The sequence below is a fragment of the Alloyangia mangrovi genome (assembly GCF_002300555.2).
GTDB lineage: Bacteria > Pseudomonadota > Alphaproteobacteria > Rhodobacterales > Rhodobacteraceae > Salipiger > Salipiger mangrovi.
The window spans coordinates 14,974-32,067 of sequence record NZ_NTHN02000041.1 but is presented as its reverse complement, the minus strand read 5'-3'; the positions used below and the strand labels follow the sequence as shown (position 1 = coordinate 32,067).

General features: G+C 65.3%; 12 protein-coding genes and 1 pseudogene. 7 read left to right on the top strand and 6 right to left on the bottom strand.

Annotated features, from left to right (window positions below; genetic code table 11):
• Positions 1-48 precede the first annotated feature (48 nt).
• Both cysD and cysN read left to right on the top strand, forming a co-directional pair.
• A pseudogene (gene cysD, locus CLG85_RS19220) lies at positions 49-987 on the top strand (sulfate adenylyltransferase subunit CysD); the annotation flags it as partial.
• Positions 988-1,045: 58 nt separating this feature from the next.
• A complete protein-coding gene (gene cysN, locus CLG85_RS19215; protein WP_095883855.1) occupies positions 1,046-2,953 on the top strand; it encodes a sulfate adenylyltransferase subunit CysN in 1,908 nt (635 codons plus the stop codon).
• 452 nt (positions 2,954-3,405) lie between these two features.
• Here the strand turns inward: cysN and CLG85_RS19210 are convergent, their stop codons facing one another.
• Positions 3,406-4,317: an acyltransferase family protein gene (locus CLG85_RS19210; protein WP_260349877.1), complete on the bottom strand. Its 912-nt coding sequence runs from the start codon at positions 4,315-4,317 to the stop codon at positions 3,406-3,408.
• Positions 4,318-5,061: 744 nt separating this feature from the next.
• Between CLG85_RS19210 and CLG85_RS19205 the strand changes: the two genes are divergently transcribed.
• Positions 5,062-7,020 carry a DUF4214 domain-containing protein gene (locus CLG85_RS19205; RefSeq protein WP_095883853.1) on the top strand — a complete coding sequence of 653 codons (1,959 nt, stop codon included), beginning with the start codon at positions 5,062-5,064 and terminating at the stop codon, positions 7,018-7,020.
• A 225-nt stretch (positions 7,021-7,245) separates the two neighbouring features.
• On the opposite strand, the gene rpiB is transcribed toward CLG85_RS19205, so the two are convergent.
• The 3 genes from rpiB to CLG85_RS19190 form a co-directional block, all read right to left on the bottom strand.
• Positions 7,246-7,689: a ribose 5-phosphate isomerase B gene (rpiB, locus tag CLG85_RS19200; protein WP_095883852.1), complete on the bottom strand. Its 444-nt coding sequence runs from the start codon at positions 7,687-7,689 to the stop codon at positions 7,246-7,248.
• A gap of 185 nt (positions 7,690-7,874) precedes the next feature.
• Positions 7,875-8,705, bottom strand: a complete 831-nt coding sequence (locus tag CLG85_RS19195) for a hypothetical protein (protein WP_260349876.1) — start codon at positions 8,703-8,705, stop codon at positions 7,875-7,877.
• Positions 8,699-9,751, bottom strand: a complete 1,053-nt coding sequence (locus CLG85_RS19190) for a replication initiator protein A (protein WP_375796940.1) — start codon at positions 9,749-9,751, stop codon at positions 8,699-8,701. The genes CLG85_RS19195 and CLG85_RS19190 overlap by 7 nt, the downstream gene beginning before the upstream one ends.
• 473 nt (positions 9,752-10,224) lie before the next feature.
• Between CLG85_RS19190 and CLG85_RS19185 the strand changes: the two genes are divergently transcribed.
• From CLG85_RS19185 to CLG85_RS19170, 4 genes are all read left to right on the top strand, one after another.
• On the top strand, positions 10,225-11,571 hold the full coding sequence (locus CLG85_RS19185; protein WP_260349882.1) for an AAA family ATPase: 1,347 nt from the start codon (positions 10,225-10,227) through the stop codon (positions 11,569-11,571).
• Between the two features lie 105 nt (positions 11,572-11,676).
• On the top strand, positions 11,677-12,825 hold the full coding sequence (locus tag CLG85_RS19180; RefSeq protein ID WP_260349875.1) for a ParB/RepB/Spo0J family partition protein: 1,149 nt from the start codon (positions 11,677-11,679) through the stop codon (positions 12,823-12,825).
• Between the two features lie 29 nt (positions 12,826-12,854).
• Positions 12,855-14,519 (top strand): glycosyltransferase family 2 protein, encoded by a 1,665-nt coding sequence (locus CLG85_RS19175; RefSeq protein WP_260349874.1) that lies wholly within the window; start codon positions 12,855-12,857, stop codon positions 14,517-14,519.
• Entirely contained in the window at positions 14,470-15,396 is a 927-nt protein-coding gene (locus CLG85_RS19170; RefSeq protein ID WP_260349873.1) for a glycosyltransferase, read from the top strand. The genes CLG85_RS19175 and CLG85_RS19170 overlap by 50 nt, the downstream gene beginning before the upstream one ends.
• Here the strand turns inward: CLG85_RS19170 and CLG85_RS19165 are convergent.
• Complete coding sequence (locus CLG85_RS19165) at positions 15,368-16,273, bottom strand: hypothetical protein (protein ID WP_095884059.1); 906 nt, start codon at positions 16,271-16,273, stop codon at positions 15,368-15,370. The genes CLG85_RS19170 and CLG85_RS19165 overlap by 29 nt on opposite strands.
• Before the next feature lie 59 nt (positions 16,274-16,332).
• Complete coding sequence (locus tag CLG85_RS19160; protein WP_260349872.1) at positions 16,333-17,073, bottom strand: ABC transporter permease; 741 nt, start codon at positions 17,071-17,073, stop codon at positions 16,333-16,335.
• Between the last annotated feature and the right edge of the window lie 21 nt (positions 17,074-17,094).

The following is a 17,094-nucleotide window of genomic DNA, read 5'->3' as shown; positions in this document are numbered from 1 at the left end:
CCCCCCATATGGGAGGTTTTTCGCATCCGCAGCAAGGGTAGATGAGGCCTTCAGTACAGTTCCGACCAGAGGCCCCCCCCGATGGACACCAAGACCCTCACCCACCTGCAGCGCCTGGAAGCCGAAAGCATTCACATCCTGCGCGAGGTCGTCGCCGAGGCCGAGAACCCGGTCATGCTCTACAGCGTCGGCAAGGACAGCGCCGTCATGCTGCACCTGGCGAAAAAGGCCTTCTACCCCAGCCCGCCGCCCTTCCCGCTGCTGCACGTGGACACCACCTGGAAGTTCCAGGACATGTACAAGCTGCGCGACAAGGCCGCCAAGGATGCCGGCATGGAGCTGCTGGTCTACCAGAACCCCGAAGCCAAGGAGCGCGGCATCAACCCCTTCGACCACGGCGGTCTGCACACCGACATGTGGAAAACGGAAGGGCTGAAGCAGGCGCTCGACAAATACGGCTTCGACGTGGCCTTCGGCGGCGCCCGCCGCGACGAGGAGAAATCCCGCGCCAAGGAGCGCGTCTTCTCCTTCCGCTCGGCCAACCACCGCTGGGATCCGAAGAACCAGCGCCCGGAACTCTGGCGGCTCTACAACGCCCGCAAGACCAAGGGCGAGAGCGTGCGGGTCTTCCCGATCTCCAACTGGACCGAACTCGACATCTGGCAGTACATCCACCTCGAGAACATCGAGATCGTGCCGCTGTATTTCTCGCAGCCGCGCCCGACGGTGGAACGCGACGGGCTGCTGCTGATGGTCGACGACGAGCGCTTCCCGCTGAAGGACGGCGAAGAGCCGGTGATGCGCTCGATCCGCTTCCGCACGCTCGGCTGCTACCCGCTGACCGGCGCCGTGGAGAGCGAGGCGCAGACCCTGCCCGAGGTCATCCAGGAGATGCTGCTGACCACCACCTCGGAACGCCAGGGCCGGGCGATCGACCACGATCAGGCCGCCTCGATGGAGAAGAAGAAGCAGGAAGGCTATTTCTGAGCGCCGCGACAGCGCCGCGCCAACCTCCCCTTCCAGCCCCAGTTTTCAGGGACACGCCATGACCACCCAGGACCCCATCTACAAGACCGACGCGCTGATCGCCGAGGACATCGACGCCTATCTCGAGGCGCACCAGCACAAGACCATGCTGCGCTTCATCACCTGCGGCTCCGTCGATGACGGCAAGTCGACGCTGATCGGCCGGCTGCTCTACGACAGCAAGATGATCTTCGAGGACCAGCTCGCCGCGCTGGAATCCGACTCCAAGCGCTCGGGCACGCAAGGTGAAGAGATCGACTTCGCGCTGCTCGTCGACGGGCTTGCCGCCGAGCGCGAGCAGGGCATCACCATCGACGTCGCCTACCGCTTCTTCGCCACCGAGAAGCGCAAGTTCATCGTCGCCGACACCCCGGGCCACGAGCAGTACACCCGCAACATGGTGACCGGCGCCTCGACCGCCGATCTCGCGGTGATCCTGATCGACGCGCGCAAGGGCGTGCTGACCCAGACCCGCCGCCACAGCTACCTGGTGAAGCTCCTGGGCATCCGCCACGTGGTGCTGGCGGTCAACAAGATGGACCTCGTCGGCTACGAGCAGGAGACCTTCGAGCGCATCGTCGCCGACTACCGCGCCTTTGCCGAGAGCATCGGCATCGAGAGCTTCACCGCCATGCCGATCTCGGGCTTCAAGGGTGACAACATCACCGGCCCGAGCGAGAACACCCCCTGGTACGACGGCCCGGCGCTGCTGCCGCTGCTGGAAGAGGTCGAGGTCGAGGACACCCGCGACCAGGCCGGCCCGTTCCGCATGCAGGTGCAATGGGTGAACCGCCCCAACCTCGACTTCCGCGGCTTTGCCGGGATGATCGCCTCGGGCCAGCTGCGCCCGGGCGACGCGGTGCGGGTGCTGCCCTCGGGCAAGACCTCGAGTGTGGCGCGCATCGTCAGCTTCGACGGCGACAAGGATCTCGCCGTCGCCGGCGAGTCGGTGACCATCACCCTCGCCGACGAGATCGACTGCTCGCGCGGCCAGGTGATCGTCGCGGCGCAGGCGCCGCTCGAGGTCGCCGACCAGTTCGAGAGCACGCTGGTCTGGATGGACGAGAACGAGCTGGTGCCGGGCCGCGCCTACTGGCTGAAGATCGGCACCCAGACCGTCTCGGCCACCGTCGCCGAGCCGAAGTACGAGGTGAACGTCAACACCCAGGAGCACCTCGCGAGCAAGACGCTCGATCTCAACGCCATCGGTGTCGCCAACATCACCACCGACCGCGAGATCCCCTTTGCTCCCTACGCCGAGAACCGTGACCTCGGCGGCTTCATCCTGATCGACAAGCTGACCAATCACACGGTCGCCGCCGGCCTGCTGCATTTCGCGCTGCGCCGGGCGCAGAACGTGCATTGGCAGGCCACCGACATCGGCCGCGAGCACCACGCCTCGATGAAGCACCAGAAGCCCGCCGTGCTCTGGCTCACCGGCCTGTCGGGCTCGGGCAAGTCGACCATCGCCAATATCGTCGAGAAGAAGCTGGCGCGGATGAACCGCCACACCTTCCTTCTCGATGGTGACAACGTCCGCCACGGGCTCAACAAGGACCTCGGCTTTACCGAGGCCGACCGCGTCGAGAACATCCGCCGCGTCGGCGAGGTGGCCAAGCTGATGACCGACGCCGGTCTCATCGTGATCACCGCCTTCATCTCGCCGTTCCGCTCGGAGCGCGACATGGTGCGCGGCATGATGCAGCCGGGCGAATTCGTCGAGGTCTTCGTCGACACGCCGCTGGAAGTGGCCGAGAGCCGCGACGTGAAGGGGCTCTACGCCAAGGCCCGCTCGGGCCAGCTGAAGAACTTCACCGGCATCGACAGCCCCTACGAGCACCCCGAGGCCCCCGAGCTGCGCATCGACACCACCGAAATGACGCCCGAGGAAGCCGCGGACCTGATCATCGCGCGGCTGATCCCGTAAGGGAGAGGCTTTCGACAAACACCGGCCCCGGCGTGCAGACGCCGGGGCTTTTTTCGGGTGGTCCTGTGTACAGTTACACACACACATCAGACAGCACGTGCAACCATATTGTAGTGAAGACCATCACCTTCTCAAAGAATCGAGTTTCCCAGGTCGATTGCGCAGCCTTCACCAAAGCGTTTGGCGATCCTGCTGATCGCAGCCGAGTTCTGGAACAATTCTAGCGCCAACGGCACGCGGAGCCAGAGGAACTCTCTCGTTAGCAACCAATCAGGTATCTGGAACGGCGCCCAAGTAGCTTTCGCAATATTGAAATGAGCAATGTAGATATCAAGAGCACGAGAATGAAGATGAGCGCAGCTCCCCAGAAACCATGCTCCATCCTCTCGAAATACATAGACTTCACTGCCGAAAGAACCAGCGTATGAATGAAGAAAAGCCCAAAGCTTATTTCAGCAAAAAAAACGCAGCACAGGTATGCTGAACCTCTCTATATTCAGGAATAAGCCAAGCATCGCTGGAATAGATACAAGCTTCAAGGGGACCATGAGATCGATCCCTTGCCAAGCCCAAGGCGTCATCTTGTGAGAATTGCCAATCTGCCCGAGGTACGCCGTCAAAGCCGCACACACCACAGCAATAACACACCAAAATATAGTCGTGCTCTTTAGAAATTCCTCCAAGGAAATTCGATATTCACTAAACAAAATACCAATCATATAGAAGCCCATCAAGTATAGAACACTGTGGGCTGGATTTAGGTTCAACGTCGGCCTATGAACGAAAAGAGCCATAAGGAGGCAGAAGGCCGTTAGAGCCAGCTTTATCGACAGCCTCAAGCTAATGAACCAAATAAATAGTGGAGACATTGCAAAAACCAGCATTATGAAAGGTACATACCAGTACGCCGTCCAGCTACGACCCGTAAAAACATTCGCAACATAAGATATCGCATTATTTAAAAATTGATCTTCAGAAAAAACTATCGGGAACGGAATTTCTCCGTACGCAAAAATAAACCCCGCCGCACTAACAGTTGTCAAGACAAGATATGGAAGCGCAACATTTCTGAATTTCGCATACATGAAATTTCTGTAGTTAAATCTTTTATAAAACGCGAAGTGAAAGAAGAAGCCAGATATAAATACAAAAATGGCCGTTGCGCCAGTTATGAAGTTAGCCACCGAAACCTCAAGAAATCCGGCGGGACGCCAATTATTGTAACAGTGTCCAGCGACAACAAATAATATTGTTACCCCTCTAAAGTAATCAAAGTACTGAAGGCGCCCCAGATTTCTGGAATTAATTCCACCCACAGATAGCTCACTAGGAGCTTTTCCGATCACATACGAAGCTTCACTCACATCTAGTCTCCTGAAAGTTCTAAATTTTACAGGTGTTGTGGGTACTTTGGGAAATTCAGCGCGATCATTTTTACATTTCAACCTTCACTCAAGGCAACAGGGATGATTAGCGTCCGTTATCGGACTATTTGTCAGCGCCAACCTACCAGACCCACCCGTTATCTACACCAACCAGAACTTTGATTTGTGGCAACTATGCGTGAATCGACGTTCCTTGTAGAAAAATTCATCGAGCCCGCGCACGAGTTGACCTTTGCCGACACAGATTTCTCTTTCTGCGAAGCGGCGGCGCAAACACCTTCCTCAAACATCAGAAGGAGCTTGGTTTCAAGTTCTTAGCGAAAAGAAGGCAAGAAAACTCCACCCCAGTACGTTGCTGCCAATCGTGCGGCGCAATGAGCAGCTACAAACGGTCATACCTCAGGCTGTACCAAGCCAATGGTGCAGACTTCGGGGCCGCTCTGACGCACTGGCGAGCTAAGCTTCGTGCAGGCGGTCTCCGCTCACTACCGCGACAAGCGCAGCCATTTCCCGGGATCGACATGTCGGGGCCGAGCCGGCTGGTGCTGTAAATCCGTTCAGACCACCGACGCCCCGCGTCTCGTCTCAAGGCCTCCCCCTCCTCCCCTGCCGGGCCCTGCTCTCGGCGCGTTCACGTCTCTGTGCATGGGCCGAGGGAAACTTTCCCGACCGCCCCCCCCGTGTCTCCTCCGGTGCGACCACTGATGAGAGAGGAGATCACCAATGGCCCACCTTGCGTCTTCCTACCGGTCTTTCGAGACCTTCCTGTCCCAGGCTGATGCCTTCTGGACCGTCGATTTCACCGCCCTGAACAGCTCCGGCGTCAAGGCCACCGCGGTCCTTGCGATGACCACCGAGGAGGATGGCAGCGCTTATCTCAACGTGGCCATAGCGGCCAGCGGGATGACCCCGTCGCAGACCCATGCGCAGCATATCCACGGGCTCTTCGACGACGCGGGCAACCCGATCGACTCGACCGCCCCCACGCTCGCCGATGACGCCGACGCCGACGGCATGGTCGAGGTGCTCGAGGGGCTCGGCCAATATGGCGACGTGCTGCTGCCGCTGGTCTCGGCCGCGGACGGCGCCATGCCCATGGCCGACAGCACCGGCATGCTGGCCTTCGTCCAGAGCTACGAGCTGGGCGATGACAGCAATTTCTTCAGCCCGGTGTCGATGACCGATTACACCGCCGAGGATCTCATGCCGCTGACCCTGCGCGAGATCGTGCTGCACGGGGTGCAGGTGCCTGACGGCATCGGCGAAGGCACCGGCGGCGAGGTCGACGGCGGCAGCAACGGCTATACCGGCATCCTGCCCGCCGCCGCCGGCGACATCGAGAGCGCCAGCTTTGAGGAGGCCATGGCCCTCTTCGCCGCGCAGCGCGCCATGGCTTCGGGACGGGTCACCCTGACCGAGGGCGACGACAGTTTCAACGCCGGCCCCGGCGATGACTTCATCGACGCCCGCGGCGGGAATGACAGCATCGCCGCCGGCGCCGACAATGACACGATCTCCGGCGGCTCGGGCCGCGACGTGCTGCATGGCGGCGCGGGGGAGGACCTCGTTGACGCCTCGGAGGAGGACGACAACTTGGCCGATGCCGCCGATGGCGGCGCCGCGGGCAGCCTGATGCTGTCGGATTACGACAACGGCCTCGCCGGGGGCGCGGGCAATGACGTGATCCGCGGCCGCGCCGGGGACGACATCCTCACCGGGGATGACGACAGCCGCGTCGCCGACGCGCTTGGACTGACCTTCGATGCCTCCGCCGACGGCTCCGACACGATCTACGGTGGCGCCGGCAACGACGAGATCCACACCGGCAGCTGGGCCGACGGCGACCAGGGCCTGGCCAATGCCTCGACCGGCATGATGGCCGACTGGGCCTCGGGCGGCATGGGCAACGACATCCTGCGCGGCGCGGGCGGGGATGACACGCTCTACGGCGACCAGGGGGCGGACAATATCGGCGGCGGCGGCGGCGATGACATGATCTACGGCGATTTCGCCACCACGGGCAGCGCCGAGGTGGAAAGCGGCCAGGTCATCCGGCTCTACCAGGCCGCCTTCGACCGCGCGCCCGACGCGGGGGGCTTCTACAACTGGACCGAGCGGCTGGAGACCGGCGAGCTCTCGCTCGGGCAGGTCGCCGCGGGCTTCACCGGCAGTGCCGAGTTCGCCCGCGACTACGGCGGGCTGGGCAACGAGGCCTATGTGGACGCGCTCTACATGAACGTGCTCGACCGCGGCGCCGACGCCCGGGGGCTGGCCAATTGGACCGCCCGTCTCGACGGCGGCATGAGCCGGGCCGAGGTGCTGCTCGGCTTCTCCGAAAGCCCCGAGTTCCGCAAGTCGATGGCCGATGACATCACCGACTGGGTGATGGAGCAGGGCACCGACGACGTGCTGATGGGCGATGGCGGGGCGAACACGCTCTCGGGCGGGCTGCTTTCGGACCGCTTCGTCTTTGCCGCCGAGGCCGGCAGCAGCCATGATGTGACCGATCTCGAGAGCTGGGACATGCTCGACTTCAGCGCCTTCGGCTACGGCAGCGCGGGCGCGGCCATGGACCAGATGACCGAGGTCGGCGACGACCTGGTGTTCATCGACCAGGACGTCACGGTCACGCTGCACGACACGGCGATGGCCGATCTGAACGCCGGGATGGTGCTGGTCTGAGGCGACGGGCCCTCCGGCCCTGCCCCCTCCAAGGGATCGCGGCCCCGCCGCGATCCCTTTTTCATGCCCGGGCTAGTGTAAAGCAGCAGATAGTTCTGCCCCTTTTGTCAGAGGCGTTGCCTCTGGCCGGGCTACCCATGGAGACGCGGCCCATCGCTGCCGCTGGCGCGAGTGTCCACAGTGCGGAAAAGCAGGCTTTTGCTGCGGCTGCGCCAATGGCGGCGTTCAGCTTTCCAGCGCGTCGATCATTTTAACTCGCACCGTATGTCGACCACCTTCGAAGCTCGCGTTCATGAACGCATCGACTATTTCCAGTGCCAAGCCTTCTCCAACCACGCGCGCACCCAAAGAGAGCATATTGGCATCGTTGTGTTGGCGGATCATACGGGCCGAAAATACGTCAGCGCAGACACCACACCGGATACCCTTCACTTTGTTCGCGGCCATCATGATACCTTGGCCTGTGCCACATAAGACGATGCCAAGCTGACAGTCGTCAGACTTGACAAGCCTCGCTGCCGCTTCGCCATGTTTCGGATAGTCAGTGCTCTCAGGCTCCGTCGGCCCGATGTCGACTACGTCAAAACCTTGGTCCGCAAGATGACGGGCGATTGCCTGACGAAGTTCGATAGCAGCATGGTCGCTGGACAGGGCGATACGAATGCTCATAGGCGAGTCCTACACAAATATCCTCGGTGAGCACCCGATAGCAGACCTCCAAACGCCTTGCAGCAAAATGCAAAATGGGCTCGGAAGGGTCGTTCGCCGCGCCCTGCGCGAACGGCAGCTTGGCGGGCCTAGCGAGCGGCGCGCGGCCCACGAAAGGCAGACCTTTGTGACCTCTGCCACCTAGGCTAGTGGCGCCCGAACCGCCGCCTGGCCTCTTCGTAGATCACCCGGTCGAGCCGCGTCAGGTGGTCGAGCTCGGCGTCGATCTCCGGGGTGATCTCCTCGCGGTCGACCTCTTCCATGTCCGGATGGCGGGCGCGCTCCTGCGACGACAGCGCCCAGGGCATCTCCCTGGGCATGGCGATCCCGAGCCGCGAGGTCACCTGGCGGAACAGAGCCGGCATGTCCTCGGTGAAGCCGACGATGTCGAACTCCCCGAGCCGCTCCAGGGCCAGGGGCAGCGCCTCCTCGTCGCTCAGCCGCATCTCGCCGCGCGGGCCGACCCAATGCCGGCCGATCAGGCTGCGGGCGTAGTAGTTGTCAGTGTCCGAGGGCAAGCCCTCGGTGCGATGGCGCAGGAACTCCAGCAGCCCCAGGTCCTTGGCCAGCCGCGGCCCCTTCAACTTGCGTTCCTCGATCACCCGCCAGGAATGCGCCCGCCAGAAATAGTAGAGCGACAGGACCCGCGCCTTGGGCTCGCGCAGCACGGTGATCGCGCAATGCGGACCGGGGATGAGCTGGAACCGCTCGTAATCCATGTGGGCGGAGACATAGCGATAGCCCGCGAGCTGCTCCGCGTCGAACCGGTCGAGGTTGCGCAGCCGCTCGGGGCAGATCGTCTCGCGCGGAAAATGCGGCAGCAGGAAGCGGTGCAGCGAGGTGCCGCCGGTCTTCGGGAAGTGGAACAGCACCACCCGCTCGCGGATCGGCTGCGGCGGGCGCGGCGCCCCCCTGCCCCGGCCGAGCAGCCGTCCGGCCTTGTTTCGCAGCGAAACAATTCTGTCGAAGGTCAGCATCTCTTCACCTTCACCGTTGCGCCTTCACCCAGCCGAGGAAGGCGGCGTCGGCATTGCCGAGGCGCGGCCGGCCGGTCTCCTCCCACCAGCCCCGCCAGCGGGCGGCAAGGGCGTGGACGTCGGCGCCGGGGCGCAGCGCGCGGGCGGCCTCGAAGGCATCGTCCGACAGATGCGGTCCGGTGGTAGTGGTCGCCGCGGGTGGCGCGCAGGCGCTCGATGACGATGAGATCGCCCGGCAGCTCGCGCAGCGCGTAGTCCGGCAGCGTCGCCTCGGCGATCATCTTGCGCAGCGCGGCGCGGAACACCCGCAGCGGCGCCGCGGAGCCGGACTTCTTGTGCAGCGTGCCAACCGAGACCTGCCAGCTCGCCTGCTTGCCGCAATGCTTGCGCGCCAGCTCGTAGAGGCGCCGCTCGAGCGGCTTGCGCAGGCGGAAGTAGTCGCGGCTGAGGGTCAGCACCGATTTTGCCAGCACCGCGCGGAACAGCCATTCCGAGAGGGTCACGGTCACCGAGATCATCCGCCCGCCGCGCGAGCGGCGGACGATCTCCCAGCTTTCGATGAGGCCGAAGCCGCGGGTGGTCTCGAGGCCGCCGGTGGTCATGTTGGTGGTGATGCGGGTGCCGGCGAGCCGCTCGAAGGCGTCCTTGAGCCGGGTGTAGCCGTCGCCCGAGGTGTCGCGGTTGGTGGCGACCAGCAGGTCATGCGCCTTGAGCTGTAGCGTGCGCGAGACCTCGCGGCCGGCGTTCAGCGCCGCCATCAGCTGGCTGACGCAGTAGATCAGGATATCTTTGTCGTGGATCGTGGCGCGGCCCTTGACCGAGGGGATGACGTCGATCTGCGTGCCGTTGTGCTCGTAGCTCAGCAGCCGCCGGTCGGGCCGGGTCGAGAGCGAGAATATCGGGTGCTCCATCGAGCCGAGATCATCCTTGGGCGCGGCATCGAAGATGTCGCAGACGAAGAAGTCGGCGGTCGGATGACGGTCAGGCAGCAGCCCGCTGTCGGAGTGTCCCGCCCCCTGCCCGGGCGGCTGTGTCGCTGCGCTCATCGTCTCGTCCTGCCTGCCCTGCCCCCGGTTTTTCGCGGCGGATCTGCGCCCGCCCGCTTTCGGGGTTTCAGTGACGCTCAGCCTAGTTTTATCCACAGTCCCCGTCCAGCCCGACTTCGGGGGATCGGAGTCGCTTCGCCGTGGGTTCAGAGTCGGGCGAACGTGGGTTCAGAGTCGGAGCAGCTCGCAACGATGCATTTTTGCCATTGAATATCAGATGCTTGGGAAAGTACTTCCCAGACCGTAACGAATAAACTAACAAAAAATAACAACCCCGCAGAAAGGGGCTGCCCTGGATCGCAGCGATCCGCCCTCTCCCAAAGCCGCGAATTTGCTGAGAAAATACGTAGATGTGCAGCTTTTGCTTCCATGTGCGCAGTTTTTTCGCTATCCTGCAAAAAAACGCCACACATAAAGGCCGAGCAGGGACATGAAAGCCGAGATCAAGACCGAGCTCCCCCCCCTATTTCAACATCGATCCCGATGCCGCGCTGAGCGCCCTCGGCGGGCCCTTCGAGACCTCCGGGTTCTCCGCCATCGCCCAGGCCTGCGAGGCGGGCCGGGGCGATCTTGCCGGGCGCGGGCTGGAGGAAAACGGCGGCCGCAGCCTGCGGCTCTTCTCGACCTGGGAGATCACCCGCTATCTCATCCCCGTCGCCATGGGGCATTTCCGCCGGGTGCTGAAGCAGAACCCCGAGCTGCCGCAGGGCCGCTCCGAGACCGAGGGCGGCGCCAAGTGGTTCACCTTCGAGGAGGTGCTGCGGCTGCGGGCGCATTTCGCCGCCGGCGGGTCGAAGACCAAGAACTACCTGCCCTGGCGCCCCGAGGGGCTGCCCGCCAAGATGGTCGCCGTGGCGAACTTCAAGGGCGGCGTCGGCAAGACCTCGACCTGCGCGCATCTGGCGATGTCGGCCGCGCTCGATGGCTACAAGGTGCTGGTGATCGACCTCGACAGCCAGGGCTCGATGACCTCGATCTTCGGCGGCAAGGTCGAGGACGAATGGCAGACGGTCTTCCCGCTGCTGGCGCGCCACTACGGCCGCCACCTGCGGAGCGAGAACCAGCGCCGGCTCGACCGCGGCGAGGCCCCCGTCCCGCTCGACGACACGTTGACCGAGGCGCTGGAGGTCAAGGCCCCGGACCTCGTGCAGAAGACCCATTGGCTGAACATCGATCTCATCGGCGCGCAGCTCAACCTCTACTGGGCCGAGTTCCAGATCCCGGTCTGGCGCATGCAGGGCCGCGGTTGGAAACTCTGGGACGCGCTGACCGAAAGCCTCGAGGAGGATGGCATCCTCGACCAGTACGACGTGATCTTCCTCGATACGCCCCCGGCGCTCGGCTACCTGACGATCAACGGGCTCGCCGCCGCCGACATCCTGCTGGTGCCGCTCGGCGCCTCCTTCCTCGAGTTCGACTCGACGGGGCGGTTCTTCGACATGCTGCATTCGACCTTCTCCTCGATCGAGGAGGCCGAGAACATGGCTGCCCGGGCCCTGGGCCGCGACGGGCTGTCCTTCCAATGGGACGCGGTGCGCGCGGTGATCACCCGCTACGACGGCACCCAGCAGGCCGAGCTCGCGGCGCTGATGCAGGCCTACCTCGGCCCGGTGCTCTCGCCGCACCGGCAGGATTTCACCGCGCTCATCGGCCAGGCCGGCGAGCAGGTGCGCGGCATCTACGAGGCCGACTACCGCGACTTCAATCGCGAGACCTATGCCCGCGGCCGCGAGACCTTCGACGCCACCTACGCGGCGTTGAAGCAGTTGTTGCTCGGCAGTTGGCGGCGCGATGAACAGGCTCTGAAGGCGGCCGAATGAGACTCTGTTTCGCTGCGAAACAATTTTCTGCGCGACGGGCTTACCCCGTCTTAACCAAGTTCGGGCGGGCTTGTGCCTGGACCCTTTCCTGACAGGAGCAGACGGATGGCCAAGCGCAAGAGACTGACCCCGCTCGAGACCGGCCCGCACATCGGCCTGGACACCGGCGAGCCCGCGGCGGGGCTCGAGACCAAATCCATGTTCACCGCCCCGCGGCGGGCCGCGCCGATCGCCGACGTGGCGGCGGGAGCTGCGGCCAGCGCCGCGCTCGAGGAGCTTTCAGAGCGCTGGGAGGCCGCCCGGCGCGAGGGCAAGCTGGTGCTGGAGATCCCCCTCGAGCAGATCGAGATGACCCACCTGGTGCGCGACCGCATCGCCGAGGATCCCGAGGAGGCGCAGGCGCTGCGCGACAGCCTGCGGGCGCGCGGCCAGCAGACGCCGATCGAGGTGGTCGCCCTGCCCGGCCGCGCCGCCTACGGGCTGCTCTCGGGCTGGCGCCGCTGCCGGGCGCTGGCGGCGCTGCGGGAGGAAACCGGCGAGGCGCGCTTCGGCACGGTGCAGGCGCTGCTGCGCCGCCCCGAGGACGGCCACGCGGCCTATGTCGCGATGATCGAGGAGAACGAGATCCGCGCCAACCTCAGCCATTACGAGCGCGCGCGGATCGTGGTGAAAGCCGCCGAGCGCGGCGTCTTCGCCTCGGAGAAATCCGCTCTGGCGACACTCTTTGCCTCGGTGCCGCGGGCGCGGCGCTCGAAGATCAATTCCTTCATCGCCATCGTGAAGAGCCTCGACCGGGCGCTGCGCTTCCCCGAGGCGTTGAGCGAGCGGGCCGGGCTGGAGCTGGCGCAGCAGCTGCGCGACCGTCCGGGGATCGCGCAGGAGATCGCGCAGGCACTGAAGGCCGCGCCCCCCCGCCGATGCCGCGGCGGAGCGCGAGATCCTGACCCGCTGCATGGCGGCGAAGCCGGTCTCCGAGCCCGCGCCGATCCAGAGCCAAATCCCCGACGTAGAGCCGAAGCCCGCCCCCGAGACCCTGGCGCAATGGCCGGGGCTCACCCTGCGCCGCCGCGGCTCACGGCTCGAGATCGACGGGCCAGGCGCGGATGCCGAGTTGGGCGCGGATCTCGCCGCCTGGCTCTCGGCCCGTTTCGACAAGGGATGACCATGACAGGCCCTGTTCCGGCATTTGTTTCGCTGCGAAACATTTTCGCGCGGCACCGGGCGGGGCCTGTGACAAGACGGTTTGCCCTGTAAGCGGGCCGGAAGACTGAAGGAGACGACGCGTGCTGCTGGGCCGGATCTACCGCATCTTCGAGCGCTATGCCGAGATGAACATCGCGCGGGATCTCCCGGGCACCTCGCTCACCGATGAAGGCGGCGCCGCCTACGGCGAGATCACCCGCATCGCGCTGCGCCGGAACCGCATCCACGTGGAGGGCTGGGCCGAGGCCGAGCGGATCGGGCTCGCGGTGAACCGCACCCGCGCCTGGACGGTGCCCGACCTGGTGCAGGGCGGCAGCGTGCGGCGCGGCTTTGCGCTCGACATCCCCTGCGAGACCGGGCCGATCGACCTGATCGCCGAGCGCGGAGAGGGTCTGCCCAAGGCGGGCCAGAGCCTGCCCGGCTTCTCCCAGGCCACGCTTATGCGGGCACGGCTGCCCATGGCGCTGCGCTTCGTGGCGACGCTGGCGGCGCTGGCGCCGGTGATCTACCGCTGGAAATGGCAGGGCGATCTCGGCGCGCGCGAGGTGGTCAAGGAGCGGCTCGGGCTGGTGCCGCGCTCGGAGGCGGTGGAGATGATCTCGGCGCTGCTGCCGGAGGCGCCGCCGCCTGTCCCGCCCGAGCGCGCCGCGACGCTGATCCTGCCGGTCTACAATGCCTTCCACCTGCTGCCCGAGGCGCTGGAGCGGATCGCGACGCATTCCGGCACGGCCTGGCGACTGCTGCTGATTGACGATGCCTCGCCCGACCCCGAGGTGCTGCCTTTCCTGCGCACCTGGGCCGAGGGCCGGCCCGAGGTCACCCTGCTGGAGAACCCCGAGAACCTCGGCTTCATCGGCACGGTCAACCGCGGCTTCACCGAGGCGCTGGCGCGCTGGCCCGAGGACCCGGTGGTGCTGGTCAATTCCGACGCCATGGTGCCCGCAGGCTGGCTGCCGCGGCTGCTGGCGCCGCTGGCGGAGCCCGATGTCGCCTCGGTCACGCCGATGTCCAACGATGCCGAGATCTTCACCGTGCCGGTGATCTGCCAGCGCAACGACCTGGCGCCCGGCGACGTCGATGCGCTCGACCGCGTGGCGGCGGGGTTCGACCCGCGGGCCGGGCTCGCCGAGGCACCCACCGGGGTCGGCTTCTGCATGGCGCTGGCGCCGCGCTTCCTTGCCCGCGTGCCGCAGTTCGACACGATCTTCGGCCGTGGCTACGGCGAGGAGAACGACTGGTGCCGGAAGGTGGCCGAGCTTGGCGGGCGGCATCTCTGCGCGCCCAACCTCTTCGTCGAGCACCGCGGCGGGCAGTCTTTCGGCAGCGCCGACAAGCAGCGGCTGCTCGAGCGCAACCTGCGGGTGCTCGCCGGGCGCTACCCGGGCTATGACGCCGAGGTGCAGGAGTTCATCCGCCGCGACCCGCTCAACACCCCGCGGCTGGCGCTGGGGCTGGTGCTGGCGGCGCGTCGGCAGGCCGCGCTGCAGGCGGGGCCCGTGCCGGTCTACCATCGCCCATGCGCTCGGCGGCGGCGCCGAGAACTACCTGCAGGGACGCATCGCGCAGGAGGTGGCCGCGGGCGGCGCGGCGCTGGTGCTGCGGGTCGGGCAGGGCCATCGCTGGAAGCTCGAGCTCTACGGGGCGACGGGGCTCACCCAGGGTCTGACCAACGATTTTGCCCTTGTCGAGAGACTGGTGGCGCTGCTGCCGGAGCGGCGCATCGTCTATTCCTGCGGCGTGCATGAACGCGATGCGTCCGAGCTGCCGGACCGGCTGCTGCGGCTGGCAGAGCGGGAAGACGGGCAGGGCAGGCACCCGGTCGAGATCCTGCTGCACGACTTCTTCCCGGTGAGCCCCTCCTACACGCTACTGGGCAAGGATGGCCTCTACCGCGGCGTGCCGGTGGCGGGCGGCCCGCTCGAGGCCGACCCGGCGCATGTCTACGAGCGGCCCGGCGGCAAGCTCGCCTCGCTGCGCGACTGGCAGGAGGCCTGGGGCCGGCTGATGCAGGCCGCCGAGCGGGTGGTGGTCTTCTCCGGCTCGAGCCGGGACATCCTATGCGCGGCCTATCCGCAGATCGCGGGGAGTATCGCCGTGGTGCCGCATGTGCTGCCCGCCACTCCGCCGCGCATCGCGCCGGGGGCCGGGGCCGACGGCGCGCCGGTGATCGGCGTCCTGGGCAATATCGGCGAGCAGAAGGGCGTGGCGCTGTTGCAGGAACTGAGCCGCGATCTGGCGCGCTCGGGTGCCGCGCGACTGGTGGTGCTGGGCCATATCGATCCGTCCTACAAGCTCGCCGCACCGAGCCTCGTGCATGGCAGCTACGAGTTGCGCGACCTGCCGGGGCTGGTGGCGCGCTACGGGATCTCGGGCTGGCTGATGCCCTCGATCTGGCCCGAGACCTTCTCCTTCACCACCCACGAGATGCTGGCCACCGGCCTGCCGGTGGTGAGCTTCGATCTCGGCGCCCAGGGCGAGGCGGTGGCCCGGGCCCTGGCGCAGGGCGCGCCCGGGGCGCTCTTGCCGGTGCCGCAGGGGACGCGTATGGATCCCGCCGATCTGCTGGCGGCGCTCGCCGAGGCGCGGTTGGTCTCTACGCCAGGGCTTCGGCTTCGGAGCTGACGGCAAACAGGGGCTCGTTGCGTCCGAGGAAGCGGCGGGAAATCTGGCGGTTCTTGTTGCGATAGAGCGCTTCGATGACCTGCAGCATCTCGTCCGAAAGCAGCTGGTGGCGGTAGAAGGCTGGTGCGCGGTGCCGCTCGATGATGGCGGTGCGCTCGGCCTTGAGCCGCTCGGGGTCGCCGGTGAGTCGGCGGTTGGCCTCGAGCATGGCCTGCAGGCCTTCGCGCGTCAGCCCGGAGTTGAGCGATGCCTGACGTATGGTAAATCCGTCGGAGAGATCGATGCCGAGGCGGTCGGCCATGTCGGAGATGATGTCGCCGTTTTTCATGTGGCTCTTCTGATAGAGCCGGACCTCGATGGCTTCGGTGCCGAGCCCATGGGCGGCCACGTTCAGGTAGTTCTGGTAGTCGAGCCGCGGGGCGACCTGGGCGATGAACTCGAGAATGTCGCGTTTCTCGCCCACCGATTTGACATGGTGGTTGTAGAGCGAGGCGATCATCTCCGCCTGCGGCCGCAGGTAGCAGATCAGCCGGACATCGTAGCCTTCGAAGATCTTGGAAATCAGCTTGAAGGCTGCGGGCCCGGGCAGGCTGGCGAAGGGCAGAAGCGAAAGCTCTTCGGAGGAGACCACCACGTTCGGCAGCCCGGCGTCATCGGCTTCCTTGCGCAGAGCCTGCCACATCTCGATTCCTTGGGGCCGATGGCGCAGGGCATAGGCCAGCTCGTGGTGCCCCCAGTTCACCGGCTTCGGGGAAAGGCCCGTGTGGGGATAGAGAAACCCCTGGCGTTCAAGCGCGGCGCGATTGTCGAAGAAGGCCTTCTGCAGGCTGGTGGTGCCGGTCTTGTGCAGACCGACATGGAGGAAAAGCGTGGGCATGTGGTTCCGGATGGATGAAGTATAGGACAGGGGAGAAGGCCAGGGGGAGGAGAATAGGCTCAGCGGTTCAGGATCTCGGCGTGGTAGCGCCGGAGCAGCAGCAGACCGAGGGCCAGGCTGATCAGCGCGATGGAGAGCACGTAGACCGGCGAGGCGTAGTTGGCGTCATAGGTCGGGTAGAACCCCTTGCGCATGATGCCGATGATATGCACCAGCGGGTTGTACCACAGGTAGCTCTGGTAGGGATGGGGGATGGTCTCGTAGAGGTAGAAGATGCCAGAGACCAGGAACAGCGGCTTGGTGACGATGCCCCAGGCCTGCTGCGCCAGTGGAAAGCGGGTGAAGACGAAACAGGTGAGCGTGCCGAGCCCCAGCCCGAGCAGCCCCGCCAGGGCGAAGGCCTCGAAGATATGCAGGAAGTCCAGGGTCACCCGGGTCTCGTAGATCAGCATGATGCCGCCGAAGATGATGTAGCTGACCAGCAGCTTGGTCATCACCGACAGGATGAAGCGCCCGGCGATGGCATCGACGAAGGTCACCGTCGGATAGGCCAGCAGTGGTTTCGAGAAGTTCAACGAGCTGGCGATCTTGCCCTGCAGCTCGGTGTACATGACGAAGGGCAGCATGCCGGTGGCGTAGAACATCGGGAAGCTGATCCCGAGGCTGGGGTGGCGCAGGAAGGCCGAAAAGGCCAGCGACAGCATCACGATGCCGCCGATCGGCTCGAGGATGGCCCAGATGTAGCCGCCCGGCGAGCGGCCGTAGCTGGTGGCCATCTCGCGCAGGATCAGCGCTGCCACCGCGCGCGCGCCGGGAAAGGA